14 protein-coding genes are annotated in these 12,207 nt (G+C 63.3%); 9 read left to right on the top strand and 5 right to left on the bottom strand.

Annotated elements, in window-relative coordinates:
• Positions 1-203 precede the first annotated feature (203 nt).
• Complete coding sequence (locus tag NKJ11_RS06880) at positions 204-1,226, top strand: glycosyltransferase family 4 protein (RefSeq protein WP_128303772.1); 1,023 nt, start codon at positions 204-206, stop codon at positions 1,224-1,226.
• 80 nt (positions 1,227-1,306) lie between these two features.
• On the opposite strand, the gene NKJ11_RS06875 is transcribed toward NKJ11_RS06880, so the two are convergent.
• The 3 genes from NKJ11_RS06875 to NKJ11_RS06865 all read right to left on the bottom strand — a co-directional run bounded on the left by NKJ11_RS06875 (position 1,307) and on the right by NKJ11_RS06865 (position 2,842).
• On the bottom strand, positions 1,307-1,666 hold the full coding sequence (locus tag NKJ11_RS06875) for a tRNA-binding protein (protein ID WP_128303771.1): 360 nt from the start codon (positions 1,664-1,666) through the stop codon (positions 1,307-1,309).
• 26 nt (positions 1,667-1,692) lie between these two features.
• Positions 1,693-2,193 carry a type III secretion system chaperone family protein gene (locus tag NKJ11_RS06870; RefSeq protein ID WP_013893499.1) on the bottom strand — a complete coding sequence of 167 codons (501 nt, stop codon included), beginning with the start codon at positions 2,191-2,193 and terminating at the stop codon, positions 1,693-1,695.
• Between the two features lie 337 nt (positions 2,194-2,530).
• Positions 2,531-2,842, bottom strand: a complete 312-nt coding sequence (locus tag NKJ11_RS06865) for an accessory factor UbiK family protein (protein ID WP_128303770.1) — start codon at positions 2,840-2,842, stop codon at positions 2,531-2,533.
• A 166-nt stretch (positions 2,843-3,008) separates the two neighbouring features.
• Between NKJ11_RS06865 and lgt the strand changes: the two genes are divergently transcribed.
• The 7 genes from lgt (at position 3,009) to NKJ11_RS06830 (ending at position 8,838) form a co-directional block, all read left to right on the top strand.
• Positions 3,009-3,863, top strand: coding sequence for a prolipoprotein diacylglyceryl transferase (lgt, locus tag NKJ11_RS06860; protein WP_128303769.1), 855 nt, complete (start codon positions 3,009-3,011; stop codon positions 3,861-3,863).
• On the top strand, positions 3,860-4,948 hold the full coding sequence (locus NKJ11_RS06855; RefSeq protein WP_128303768.1) for a class I SAM-dependent methyltransferase: 1,089 nt from the start codon (positions 3,860-3,862) through the stop codon (positions 4,946-4,948). The genes lgt and NKJ11_RS06855 overlap by 4 nt, the downstream gene beginning before the upstream one ends.
• Positions 4,949-5,055: 107 nt before the next feature.
• Positions 5,056-5,850: a peptidoglycan editing factor PgeF gene (gene pgeF, locus NKJ11_RS06850; RefSeq protein WP_128303767.1), complete on the top strand. Its 795-nt coding sequence runs from the start codon at positions 5,056-5,058 to the stop codon at positions 5,848-5,850.
• The gene (locus NKJ11_RS06845) at positions 5,850-7,001 is read left to right on the top strand and encodes a M24 family metallopeptidase (protein WP_128303766.1); all 1,152 of its coding nucleotides are present in this window, start codon (positions 5,850-5,852) and stop codon (positions 6,999-7,001) included. The genes pgeF and NKJ11_RS06845 overlap by 1 nt, the downstream gene beginning before the upstream one ends.
• Positions 7,002-7,044: 43 nt before the next feature.
• Positions 7,045-7,665 (top strand): hypothetical protein, encoded by a 621-nt coding sequence (locus tag NKJ11_RS06840; protein ID WP_352610477.1) that lies wholly within the window; start codon positions 7,045-7,047, stop codon positions 7,663-7,665.
• Positions 7,666-7,707: 42 nt separating this feature from the next.
• Positions 7,708-7,839, top strand: coding sequence for a hypothetical protein (locus tag NKJ11_RS06835; protein ID WP_281040476.1), 132 nt, complete (start codon positions 7,708-7,710; stop codon positions 7,837-7,839).
• 63 nt (positions 7,840-7,902) lie between these two features.
• Positions 7,903-8,838, top strand: coding sequence for a ribose-phosphate pyrophosphokinase (locus tag NKJ11_RS06830; protein WP_013530002.1), 936 nt, complete (start codon positions 7,903-7,905; stop codon positions 8,836-8,838).
• A 112-nt stretch (positions 8,839-8,950) separates the two neighbouring features.
• On the opposite strand, the gene NKJ11_RS06825 is transcribed toward NKJ11_RS06830, so the two are convergent.
• Positions 8,951-9,835: an AraC family transcriptional regulator gene (locus NKJ11_RS06825; protein ID WP_352792945.1), complete on the bottom strand. Its 885-nt coding sequence runs from the start codon at positions 9,833-9,835 to the stop codon at positions 8,951-8,953.
• A gap of 173 nt (positions 9,836-10,008) precedes the next feature.
• On the opposite strand from NKJ11_RS06825, the gene NKJ11_RS06820 reads away from it, so the two are divergent.
• Positions 10,009-11,250, top strand: coding sequence for an MFS transporter (locus tag NKJ11_RS06820; protein WP_352610480.1), 1,242 nt, complete (start codon positions 10,009-10,011; stop codon positions 11,248-11,250).
• A gap of 71 nt (positions 11,251-11,321) precedes the next feature.
• On the opposite strand, the gene NKJ11_RS06815 is transcribed toward NKJ11_RS06820, so the two are convergent.
• Positions 11,322-12,179, bottom strand: a complete 858-nt coding sequence (locus NKJ11_RS06815) for an alpha/beta fold hydrolase (protein ID WP_352610481.1) — start codon at positions 12,177-12,179, stop codon at positions 11,322-11,324.
• Between the last annotated feature and the right edge of the window lie 28 nt (positions 12,180-12,207).

Here is a 12,207-nt window from a genome sequence, read left to right as displayed (position 1 = left end):
AGTGGAAACCGGCTTCATCGGCCCGTCATGAAACCATGATCAAGAGCGTGCATGAAGCGCGCGACCTCAATTGATTCGGGCCTACCGTCTATCTTCGACCCCGTGCCCGTCCGGGTGCGCTGGAGCGAAGCGAGAGCAGCGGGCTGGTCGCCGTTCCGGCATCGTCTCAAGGCAACCGTCGACCTTTCCTGCAAAGGGCCGCCATGCGCATATTGATGGTCACCGATGCCTGGCGGCCGCAGGTTAACGGCGTTGTCCACACGCTGGAGCGGCTCACCGAGACGCTGAAATCCTTCGATGTCGCCGTGGATTTCCTGACGCCGAACATCTTTCGCACCCTGCCCTTGCCGACCTATCCCGACATCAGGCTGGCGCTGACCACGCCCGGCCATGTCGCGCGGCTGATTGACGCCGGCAGAGCCGACCACATCCACATCGTCACCGAAGGACCGCTCGGCATCATGGCGCGGCGCTATTGCCGCAATGCCGGCCGGCCGTTCACCACCAGCTATCACACGCGCTTCCCCGAATATCTCAGCGCACGGCTGCCGGTGCCGGAGAGCTGGGCCTATCGCTGGCTGCGCGATTTCCACAATTCCGGCCAAGGCACGCTGGTCGCCACCCAGTCGCTCGCAGACGACCTCTCAGCGCGCGGCTTCACCAAGCTGCGGCCGTGGACGCGCGGCGTCGACACCGACCATTTCCGGCCCGACAAGAAGAAGGATCTCGGCTTCCCCGGCCCTGTCTTCCTCTGCGTCGGCCGCGTCGCCATCGAAAAAAACCTCTCCGCCTTTCTCGACCTCGACCTGCCGGGCAGCAAGGTGATCGTCGGTGAAGGCCCCGAGCTTGCCAGGCTCAAGGCAAAATATCCGCAAGCGCATTTCCTCGGCCATCGCCCCAACGACGAACTGGCCGAGATCTATGCCTCGGCCGATGTCTTCGTCTTCCCGAGCCGCACCGACACGTTCGGCAACGTCATCATCGAGGCATTGGCCAGCGGCACGCCGGTTGCCGCCTATCCGGTGACAGGGCCGATCGACATCGTCGGCGACGGCTTTGGCGGCGCGGTCTCCAACGATCTGCGCGAGGCCTCGCTTGCGGCGCTCAATGTAGACCGTGCCGAAGCCCGCGAACGTGCCATGCGCTATAGCTGGAAAGCCTGTGCGGAGATGTTTCTCGATACGGTCGAGGAAGCACTGGGCACAACGCGCAAGCTGGCGGCCTGACCAAAGGCTGGCGGCACCGTACTGTTCGACATCAGCAACACGGAGGAAGCGCGAAGGAACGCGACGGTCGTTCCTCTAGCCTAAAACAACCGCCCGCCATCCTGCACCTTGCGCTCAATCGCGCCGAGCACCACAGCGCCCTCTTCGTCGGGAAAGCCGAGCGTCAGCACTTCCGACATGAATGGACCGATCTGGCGCGGCGGGAAATTGACCACCGCGAACACCTGCCGGCCGATCAGCGTCTCCGGTGTATAATATTTGGTGATCTGCGCCGACGATTTCTTGATGCCGATGCCGGGGCCGAAATCGATCTTCAGCTTGAATGCGGGCTTGCGCGCCTCGGGAAACGGTTCGGCCTCGACGATCGTGCCGGCGCGGATGTCGACACGATCGAAATCGGCAAAACTGATCTCGGGCTTGCGCTCGCTGTTCGAACTCATCTTGGTCTTGTCTGCCTTACGGGGACTCAGGCGTTGCCGTAGGTCTCGAACAGCACGCCGGCCAGGGCGTCCTTGGCCGAGGTTCCCGACCAGACGACGAACTGGAACGCCTGGAAATAGCATTCGCAGGCTTCCAGCGCCGACGACAGCAGCACTTCGACCTGCTGGCTCGACGGCTCGACCCCGCCGGCCAGCAGCAGCGACTGGCGGAACATAATCGCGCCCTCCTGCTCCCAAAGGTCGAAATGGCCAAACAGCATCTGCTCATTGATCAACGACAAGAGCCGCATCACTTCCAGCGCGCGGGTCTCCGGCACCTTGATGTCGAAGGCACAGGCCAGGTGCAGCGCTTCGAAATCCTCCATCCACGAAAAGGAGACGTGATAGTCGGTCCAGCTTCCGGCAACCGAGATCGAAATCTCGTCGTCGCCTGCCCGCTCAAAGGACCAGTCGTTGTTGTGGGCCACCTGCTCGATAACATCCACCGGATGGATTTCGCGGGAGAATTCGAGTTCGAGAAGTTCCATGGAATGCTTCCTGTCGTTCTGTACGAGCGCCGCCACACGCTCCGCGGGAGGGCACACACAACGAACAATCTTGTCTAGAACTCGGACGGCCAGGACTTTCCTGCGCAAAAGACTACTTCTCGACGCAAAGACCCCAGACCGGACCCCACCGCCCGGTCGCATGACCCTGCTCCGAATCATGCAACAAATTCAGTCTATTGATCGGGAGTCGCGTGAACAGCCCAATTTTTCGCACTGCGTCATTCGCATGTGGAAAGCCGCTGTCACAAAGATTCATGCAATGCCGTTAAGCGATTCACGGCAAAGCGCTTTTCAGGATCGGGCTATGTGGAAAAGTTTAACGATTATTTTTTTTTGCGCGGGGCTTGGCCGCCGCCGCCGGTGCGGCGTCACCGGCCAGTTCCGCAAGCTTCGCCTCGAGCACCTCGATACGGGCGGCAAGGCGGGTGTTTTCTTCTCGGGCCTTGGCGGCCATCTCGCGCGCGGCCTCGAACTCTTCGCGCTGCACCACGTCCATGGTGTTGAGGATGCGTTCGGCCTGGCCTTTGAAGGCGGTCTCCACCTCCCGGCGCACGCCCTGGGCAGCGCCGGCGGCATCGGTCATCAGCTTGGCGAATTCATCGAGAATGCGGTTCGGTCCGGTCGACATGGCAAATCCTCGCTTGCTCGAAATGAGGTAATGGCGCCGCGCGTCGAATGCAAGCATGTTGCGCCGCGCTGCGGCATCAAGTCGAGGGCGCCCACCTTGCCTTGACCCTGCCAAAACCCTGCCGCATGGTCCGCGCGCAAACGCGTTTCGCAATGAGAGTTCCCCGTTGAACGAATATTTCCTGCTGCCGCTGGCCTCCCTACCCTTCCCCAACATCAACCCGATCCTCATCCAGATCGGGCCGCTGGCGGTGCATTGGTATGGCGTCGGCTATATCGTCGGCATCCTGTTCGCCTGGTGGTATGCCAAGCGGCTCGCCTCTAATGCCAAGCTATGGCCGAACGGCGTCCTGCCGATGAAGCCGGAGGATCTCGACGACTTCATCGTCTGGGCGGCCATCGGCGTCGTGCTGGGCGGCCGCACCGGCTATGTGCTGTTCTATGATCTGCCACGCTACATCGCCCACCCGCTCGACATCTTGGCGGTCTGGCAAGGCGGTATGTCGTTCCATGGCGGCCTGCTTGGCGTCATCCTCGCCATGACGCTGTTTTCCATCAAGCGCGGCATCCGCATCTGGTCGCTGTTTGACGTCGTGGCGGCCGGCGTGCCGGTCGGCCTTGGCCTGGTGCGCGTCGCCAACTTCATCAACTCCGAGCTATGGGGGCGCCCGACCGACGTGCCCTGGGCTTTCGAATTCCCCAATGGCGGGCCGTTTGCCCGTCACCCGAGCCAGCTCTACGAGGCGCTTCTCGAAGGCGTGGTGCTGTTCCTCGTGCTGCGCATCCTCACCCATTCGCGCCTCAAGCTGAAGACGCCGCGCTTCGTCGGCGGCGCCTTCATCTGCGGCTACGGCCTGTCGCGCATTTTCGTCGAGTTCTTCCGCGAGCCCGACCAGCAGCTCGGCTACCTCCTCGGCACCAACTGGCTGACCATGGGCATGATCCTGTCGACGCCGATGGTGCTGGCCGGTATCTGGGCGATGCTGACCGCCAGGCCGGTGGCGCAGCCGCAGCCGGCATGACACGGCTGAAAACCCGCATCGTCGACCTGATCGAGGCATTGGGGCCACTTCCGATCAACGAATACATGGCGCTGTGCCTGTTCGACCCGGCGGACGGCTACTACACGACGCGCGAGCCTTTTGGTGCGGGCGGCGACTTCATCACCGCGCCGGAAATCAGCCAGATGTTCGGCGAACTGGTCGCCGTGTGGATGTACCAGGCGTGGCAGGCGAGCGGCCGGCCGCTGCCGGCCACCATCGCCGAGATCGGCCCCGGCCGCGGCACGCTGATGAAGGACATGTTGCGTACGCTGTCGCGGCTCGATCCTGATCTGGCCAGCGGCGCCACCTTCGCCATGATCGAGACCAGCCCGCGCCTGACCGAGGTGCAGAAGCAGACGCTTGGCGCCACACCCTTCGCGGTTGGCTGGCATGAAACCATCGAGACCTTGCCGCAGCAACCGCTGTTCATCGTCGGCAACGAACTGTTCGACGCCGTGCCCATCCGCCAGTTCGTCCGAGCCGGCACCGGCTGGCGCGAGCGCATGGTCGGCCTCGACGAGACCAACGACCTTTGCTTCTTCGCCGGCGCCGGTTCGGTCGACCCGACGCTGCTGCCCGCCGATGCCACTCAAGCGCCGCAAGGTGCGATTGCCGAAGTGGCGCCTGCCCGCACCGCGCTCATGGCAACGATCGCCGAGCGCATATCCAGGCATGGCGGCGTTGGCCTGTTTCTCGACTACGGCCATTTCCAGCCGGGTGTCGGGGACACGCTTCAGGCCTTGCGCAGCCACGATCACGAAGATGTGCTGGCCAATCCCGGTGAGGCCGACCTCACCTCCCATGTCGATTTCGCCGCCCTTGCCGCGATCGTGCGTGCACATGGCCTCGAAGCCCATCTGACGACACAGGGCGACTTCCTCCTCGGCATGGGTATCCTCGAGCGCGCCGGCCGGCTTGGCGCCGATGCCGGCCAGGCGGCGCGCGAAAGGATCGCCGGGGACGTCGAGCGCCTCGCAGGGCCGCAAGCCATGGGCGAGCTGTTCAAGGTGCTTGCGGTGCTACCCCGCGGCGTGGAGGTTCGGCCTTTCGCCGGGGCGGATTGACTTTTTACCGCCACCCCTCCCAATCTCCCGTCCGCGCTTTGCAGCGCCTGTTCTCGACCAAGCACCTTCTTCTTGACGAAACCGCCCACACGGACAACAACGCCCGCATGCTGAATCAGACCAAACCGGATCCCGTTCGGTCGCCGCTGCTGGACAAGGCGCGGGCACAAGGCATCCGCCACGGCTATTTCACCCGCGTCGGCGGTGTCTCCGGCGGCATCTACCAGGGCCTCAACATCGGCACCGGATCGAATGACGACCCGATGCTTGTGGCGCAGAACCGCGGCCGCGTCGCGGCATGGATGGGCGTGCCGGCGAGCCATCTGTTGACCGCCTGGCAGGTCCATTCGCCCGACGTCATCATCGCCAGGGAGCCCTTTGCCGGCGAGCGGCCCAAGGCAGACGCCATCGTCACCGACCGGCCGGGCATCGCCATCGGCGCTTCTACCGCCGATTGCGGTCCCGTGCTGTTCGCCGATGCGCAGGCGCGCATCATCGGCGCCGCGCACGCCGGCTGGAAAGGCGCGTTCACCGGCGTGCTCGAAAACACCATCCTGGCGATGGAAAGCCTCGGCGCCCGGCGCCAAAACATCGTCGCCGTGCTAGGCCCCTCCATCGGCCCGAAAAACTACGAGGTCGGCCCGGAATTCGTCGCCCGCTTTGTCGAAGTCGCCGCCGAAAACATCCTCTATTTCGCGCCGTCCGCCAATGCCGGCCATGCGATGTTCGATCTCAACCGCTACACGGTTGACCGGTTGGCCAAGGCCGGCGTGACGGCTGAGGGCCTTGACCGCTGCACTTACGCCGAGGAAGGCCTGTTCTACTCCTACCGGCGCACCACGCATCGCAAGGAGCCCGATTACGGCCGGCAGGTTTCGGCAATTGTCTTGGAGAGGGAATAATGGCGCTGCATTTTGAACGATCTGAATTTGACGCGCGGCGCGACCGGCTGATCATCGAGATGGCCGAAAAGAAGCTCGACGCCATCCTGCTGTTCGCGCAGGAAAGCATGTACTGGCTGACCGGCTACGACACGTTCGGCTTCTGCTTCTTCCAGTGCCTGGTAGTGAAGGCCGACGGTTCGATGGTGCTTCTGACCCGCTCGGCCGACCTGCGCCAGGCGCGTCAGACCTCGATTATCGACAATATCGTCTTGTGGACGGACCGCAACGGCGCCAATCCGGCGGTCGACCTGCGCAATCTGCTCAACGAACTCGACCTGCTCGGCGCCCGCATCGGTGTCGAATACGACACCCATGGCCTGACCGCGTTCAATGGCCGACGGCTCGACGAACAGTTGCAGACCTTCGGCCAGATCGCCGATGCGTCCGGCATTGTCGGCCGTCTGCGCCTGTTCAAGAGCCCGGCCGAGGTCGCCAAGGCCGAGAAGGCCGCCAATCTTTCCGATGATGCGCTCGACGCGGCGCTGCCGCTGATCAAGCAGGGCGGCGACGAAGCCCTGATCCTGGCCGCCATGCAGGGTGCGATCTTTGCCGGCGGCGGCGACTATCCGGCCAACGAATTCATCATCGGCTCCGGCGTCGATGCGCTGCTGTGCCGCTACAAGGCCGGCCGCCGCAAGCTCACCAAAAATGACCAGCTGACGCTCGAATGGGCCGGCGTCTTCAACCACTACCATGCGCCGATGATGCGCACGGTGCTGACCGGCAAGGTGTCGAAGCGCCATCAGGAACTGTTCGACGCCGCCCGCGCAGCACTCCTGGCTGTCGAGAAGGCGATGATGCCGGGCAACAGCTTCGGCGACGTCTTCGATGCTCATGCCCGCACCATGGAGGCGCACGGCCTGACCAAGCACCGGCTGAACGCCTGCGGCTATTCAGTCGGCGCCCGCTTCACCCCGTCCTGGATGGACATGCCGATGTTCTACCAGGGCAATCCCGAACCGATCGCGCCCAACATGACGCTGTTCGCCCATATGATCATCATGGACTCCGATACCGAGACGGCGATGACGCTTGGCCGCACCTACCTGACCACCGAATCCCAGCCCAAGCCGCTGTCCCGCCATGATCTCGACTTGATCGTACAGTGAATCCACAATGGGAGGCGTTCTTCGCCAAGGAGTTAGAAGGCAAATGAGACGATCGCATGTGACGACCGTGTCATTGCTTGTGGCATTGGCTCTTGCCGCCTGCACCAACGCAAAGGACGTGCTCGAACCGTCGGCGATCACGCCGCCGGCGACGTCGACCCAGACGCTGCCCGCAACGTCAGGCAGCACGGTTCCGGCCGGGCCCGCCACCAGCACGGCGGGCGCTTTCGCAACTACCGCCGCACCGGTCACATCAGCCCAAAGCGCTGCCATCCTGTCGAAGACCCGCCTGCAGATCGCGCCGATCGTCGGCGCTTCGGTAGAAGCCGCGACACCTCTGACGGCGGAGTTGCAGACCCGCGCCAGGCAGCGCGGTATCACGCTCGCCGGCAGCGCCGACCAGACCGTGACACATGTGCTGAAGGGCTATTTCTCGACGATGTCGGAAGGCGCCGACACCACCGTCATCTATGTCTGGGATGTCTATGACCCCGCCGGCAACCGGCTGCACCGCATCAATGGTCAGCAGAAGGCCCCGTCGGTCAATTCCGGCGCCAGCGTGGGCGGCGACAGCTGGAAGGGGGTCTCGCCGGCCACCATGCAGACGATCGCCGACCAGACCATCGACCAATTCGCGGCCTGGCTCGGCGGCAAGGCCGGCTAGAGGCATCGGACCCAAAAGTGGAGACAGTTTTGGGAAAATCCGATGCCCAACGAGAAGAAGGAGCAGCGCAAGTCCGCTGCTCCCTGTGGCAGCCCGGCGATGGCGCGGAGCTTTCTTGAGTTTAGCCGGCGGATTCCCGATCTCGGCGCTTGCAATACCGGCGCGGGCCGCTAAAAGCCCGGTTAAAGGGCGCAAGCGAGTCCGTCAGGTCTCATCATCCTCCACCAGGAACCGTGCATGAAACTCTTCGCGGGCAATTCCAACAGGGTGCTGGCCGAAGCGGTCGCCCGGTACCTCAACGTCCCGCTGGGCAAAGCCACGGTCAGGCGCTTCGCCGACCAGGAAATCTTCGTCGAAATCCAGGAAAACGTGCGCGGCGAGGATGTCTTCATCCTGCAATCGACCTCGTTCCCAACCAACGATCATTTGATGGAATTGCTCATCATGATCGATGCCTTCATGCGTTCCTCGGCCAAGCGCATCACGGCGGTCATCCCCTATTTCGGCTACGCCAGGCAGGACCGCCGCGCCTCCGGCCGCACGCCGATCTCGGCCAAGCTGGTCGCCAACATGATCACCCGCGCCGGTGTCGACCGCGTTCTGACGCTTGACCTGCATGCCGGCCAGATCCAGGGCTTCTTCGACATTCCGACCGACAATCTGTTTTCCGTGCCGGTGATGGCCCGCGACGTGAAGGCCAAATACAAGCAGCTCGGCAACGTCGTGGTGGTCTCGCCCGACATTGGCGGCGTGGTCCGCGCCCGTGCGCTGGCCAAGCGCTTCGATGCGCAACTGGCCATCGTCGACAAGCGCCGCGAGCGTCCCGGCGAATCGGAAGTCATGAACATCATCGGCGCGGTCGCCGGCAAGGATTGCCTGCTTATCGACGACATCGTCGATTCCGGCGGCACGCTGTGCAACGCCGCCGATGCGCTGCTGGCCAACGGCGCCACCAGCGTCACCGCCTATATCACGCACGGCGTGCTGTCGGGCGGCGCGGTTGCCCGCATCAGCGGTTCGAAGCTCCAGGAACTGGTGATCACCGATTCCATCCAGCCGACGCAGGGCGTGCTCGATGCTCCCAACATCCGCGTCATCTCGATCGCCGACCTGATGGGCGAAGCCATTTCGCGCACCGCGACCGAAGAATCGGTGTCGAGCCTGTTCGACTAGAGCAATTCCAGGAAAAGTGTGAAGCGGTTTTCCGTCTAGAACTGCGACAAAGAGTTAGAGCAGATCGCCGTTTCCGTGAAACGGTGAGATGCTTCTAGAACAGCACCTGCCGTTACGGCGCAGAGCTTTCCAACCGAACCGGCCCGATCAGGCGACGAGCGACCTCGACGCTCTCTCGTGCGCCGCGCATATAGCCGCGCGGCGAGGTCCCCAGCATGCGCTTGAACATGGTGATGAAGGCCGGCACGCTGTCATAGCCGAGATCGAGCGCCACCCTGGTGATCGGCTCGCCGTCCGCCAGCCTGGGCAGCGCCGCGAACAGGCAGGCCTGCTGGCGCCATGTTGACAGCGACAGGCCGGTCTGGCGCTGGAAGGCGCGCGTGAACGAACGCCGGCTCATGCCGGCTGCATCGGCCCACTCGTCGATCGTCGCGTGCGGCGACGGTGCCGCGACGAAGCGCCGGCACAGCGCCGACAGCCTTGGATCGGACGGGAATGGCAGCCCGAGAGGCCGTTCCGGCAAGGTCGGGATTTCGTGCAGCAAAAGGTTCATGATCAGCCCACCGCGTCCTTCCAGAACGCCGCCTTGCGGCAGCTTTTCCGATTCCACGATCAGGCTGTGCATCAGGTCGGTGACGCCGACGACGCGCAAGCCTTCAGGCAGCCCGGGGATCGCCTGAGGCATGACATAAACCGAACGCATCGAGACATCGCCCAGCATCTCGACGGAATGCTCGGTGCCGGCTGGAATCCACATCGCGTGGTCGGGCGGCACCATCCAGCGCCCGTACCGCGTCGTCACCAGCACCACGCCGACAAGCGCATGCAAGAGCTGGCTGCGGCTGTGGCGGTGCTGCGGCACGCGGTAGCCGTCCGGATATTCGGTCGGCAGTGCCACCGCCGGCCCGGCCACTTGCTCAAGCCATTGCCAACGGCTCTCGTGCAACTGGCCGAGATTGACATTGCCGACGTGAAAGACTTCTTTGCCGTGCGGCATCCGATATGGCCCACTTGCGAAACTATTGGACCAAACCACGAAAGAAGTCGTGTCGCAAGCGGCTTATAAGGCACCGTCCCCAGGCGCCCCACAGGAGCGTCCGACAAGGCGGCCGCAGGAGCGTCCGTCAACTGCCTGCGGGTGTGCCCGCCAAAAAGACCACGGAGCCTACCTTGACCGATACGACAGCCGCCAGCGTCGCCCCACCGGCGACCACCAGTCACGCTTCAGCCCAGGCGACGGCCTTCACCGTCATCCTGGCGGTGAGCTTCTGCCATTGCATCAACGATATCATGCAGTCGCTGCTGTCGGCCATTTACCCGCTCCTGAAAGAGAATTATGGCCTCGATTTCTGGCAGATCGGCTTGTTGACCTTCACCTTTCAGGTGACGGCATCGCTGCTGCAGCCTGTGATCGGCATGATCACCGACAAGCGGCCGATGCCCTATTCGCTGCCCTACGGCATGGCGGCATCGCTGATCGGCCTGATCGTGCTCGCCTATGCCGGGCATTATTCGCTGCTGCTGATCGGCGCCTCGCTGATCGGCATCGGCTCGGCGATCTTCCATCCGGAATCCTCGCGCATCGCCCGCTTCGCCTCCGGCGGCCGCTTCGGCTTGGCGCAGTCGCTGTTCCAGGTTGGCGGCAATTTCGGCCAGTCCATGGGGCCGCTGCTGGCGGCCTTCATCGTCGTGCCGTTCGGCCAGACCAGCATTTCCTGGTTCGCCGTCGGCTCGCTGATCGGCATCATCGTTTTGTGGCAGGTCGGCGGCTGGTACAGCCGGCTGCGTGCCGCGCAGGGCACCCGCAAGGCGGCGAGCTTCGTTTCGCCTTTCCCGCGCCGCAAGGTGACGAATGCATTGATCGTGCTGACATTGCTGGTGCTGAGCAAGAATGCCTACATCGCCAGCCTCGCCAGCTACTACACCTTCTATTCCATGCATAAGTTCGGCGTTTCGGTGCAGATGTCGCAGGTCATGCTGTTCCTGTTCCTCGGTGCCTCGGCGCTGGGCATCCTGCTCGGCGGCCCGTTCGGCGACCGCTATGGGCAAAAGGCGATGATCTGGTTCTCCATCGTCGGCGTGCTGCCTTTCACGCTCGCCCTGCCCTACGCCAATCTGGAATGGACAATGGTGCTGACGGTGCTGATCGGCCTGATCCTGTCCTCGGCCTTCTCGAACATCGTCGTCTTTGCGCAGGAGCTCGTGCCGGGCCGCGTCGGCATGATCGCCGGCATCTTCTTCGGCTTCGCCTTCGGCATGGGCGGCATCGCGGCGGCCGTGCTCGGTATCGTCGCCGATATGAAGGGCATCGATTTCGTCTTCCAGATCTGCTCGTATTTGCCGTTTCTTGGATTGCTCACCGTGTTCCTGCCGAACATGAAGGAAGCGCGCAAGGCGCAGGCGGCCGCCTAGATCAGGCGGATCTGAACCCACAAACTGCACCCGCCTGAGGGCGGGTGCTTTGTAGTCTCTTCGGAAGCGCCTTACGCCTTGAAGAAGGCCAGCAGGTCGGCGTTGATGACGTCCGCATGGGTCGTGGCCATGCCGTGCGGGAAGCCCTTGTAGACCTTGAGTTCGCCCTTCTTGAGCAGCTTGATCGTCAGCAGCGCCGAGTCGGCGATGGGAACGATCTGGTCGTCGTCGCCGTGCATGACCAGCACAGGCACGTCGATCGCCTTCAGATCCTCGGTGAAGTCGGTTTCCGAGAAGGCCTTGATGCAATCATAATGCGCCTTGGTGCCGCCCATCATGCCCTGGCGCCACCAATTGTCGATGACGCCCTGCGATACCTCCGCACCCGGACGATTGAAGCCGTAGAACGGACCTGATGGAATGTCGCGGAAGAACTGGGCGCGATTGGCTGCCTGGGCGGAGCGGAAGCCATCGAAAACCTCGATCGGCAAGCCGTCGGGATTGGCCGCGGTCTTGAGCATGATTGGCGGTACCGCGCCGATCAGCACTGCCTTGGCGACACGGCCGCCGGCGCCATATTGAGCGACATAACGTGCCACTTCGCCGCCGCCGGTCGAATGGCCGACATGAATGGCGTTCTTGAGACCCAGATGGGCGGCAAGTTCCGCCACATCGGCGGCATAGGTATCCATCTCGTTGCCGATATCCGTCTGGGTCGAGCGGCCGTGACCTCGGCGATCATAGGCAATGACACGGTAGCCCTGTGACAGGAAGAACAGCATCTGGGCGTCCCAATCGTCGCTGCTCAACGGCCAGCCGTGATGAAAGACGACAGGCTGCCCGGTCCCCCAGTCCTTGTAGTAAATCTGCGTTCCGTCCTTGGTGGTGATCGTGCCGCTACCGGAGCTGGGCTTGGTTTGCGAGGTCATCTCAATCTCCTTCTGGTTATTTCCGCGA

The organism is Mesorhizobium sp. M0243 (genome assembly GCF_040321775.1).
Taxonomy (GTDB): domain Bacteria; phylum Pseudomonadota; class Alphaproteobacteria; order Rhizobiales; family Rhizobiaceae; genus Mesorhizobium.
The sequence above is the reverse complement of the archived record's forward strand: the minus strand, read 5'-3'. Positions and strand labels throughout refer to the sequence as shown.

Bases quoted from the DNA above. Each gene is read 5' to 3' on its own strand.
- pgeF (WP_128303767.1), top strand. From the start codon at position 5,056: ATGCTGAATCAGACCAAACCGGATCCCGTTCGGTCGCCGCTGCTGGAC.
- NKJ11_RS06855 (WP_128303768.1), top strand. From the start codon at position 3,860: ATGACACGGCTGAAAACCCGCATCGTCGACCTGATCGAGGCATTGGGG.
- NKJ11_RS06840 (WP_352610477.1), top strand. From the start codon at position 7,045: ATGAGACGATCGCATGTGACGACCGTGTCATTGCTTGTGGCATTGGCT.
- NKJ11_RS06870 (WP_013893499.1), bottom strand. From the start codon at position 2,193: ATGGAACTTCTCGAACTCGAATTCTCCCGCGAAATCCATCCGGTGGAT.
- NKJ11_RS06880 (WP_128303772.1), top strand. From the start codon at position 204: ATGCGCATATTGATGGTCACCGATGCCTGGCGGCCGCAGGTTAACGGC.
- NKJ11_RS06845 (WP_128303766.1), top strand. From the start codon at position 5,850: ATGGCGCTGCATTTTGAACGATCTGAATTTGACGCGCGGCGCGACCGG.
- NKJ11_RS06875 (WP_128303771.1), bottom strand. From the start codon at position 1,666: ATGAGTTCGAACAGCGAGCGCAAGCCCGAGATCAGTTTTGCCGATTTC.
- NKJ11_RS06830 (WP_013530002.1), top strand. From the start codon at position 7,903: ATGAAACTCTTCGCGGGCAATTCCAACAGGGTGCTGGCCGAAGCGGTC.
- NKJ11_RS06815 (WP_352610481.1), bottom strand. From the start codon at position 12,179: ATGACCTCGCAAACCAAGCCCAGCTCCGGTAGCGGCACGATCACCACC.
- NKJ11_RS06825 (WP_352792945.1), bottom strand. From the start codon at position 9,835: ATGCCGCACGGCAAAGAAGTCTTTCACGTCGGCAATGTCAATCTCGGC.
- NKJ11_RS06835 (WP_281040476.1), top strand. From the start codon at position 7,708: ATGCCCAACGAGAAGAAGGAGCAGCGCAAGTCCGCTGCTCCCTGTGGC.
- NKJ11_RS06865 (WP_128303770.1), bottom strand. From the start codon at position 2,842: ATGTCGACCGGACCGAACCGCATTCTCGATGAATTCGCCAAGCTGATG.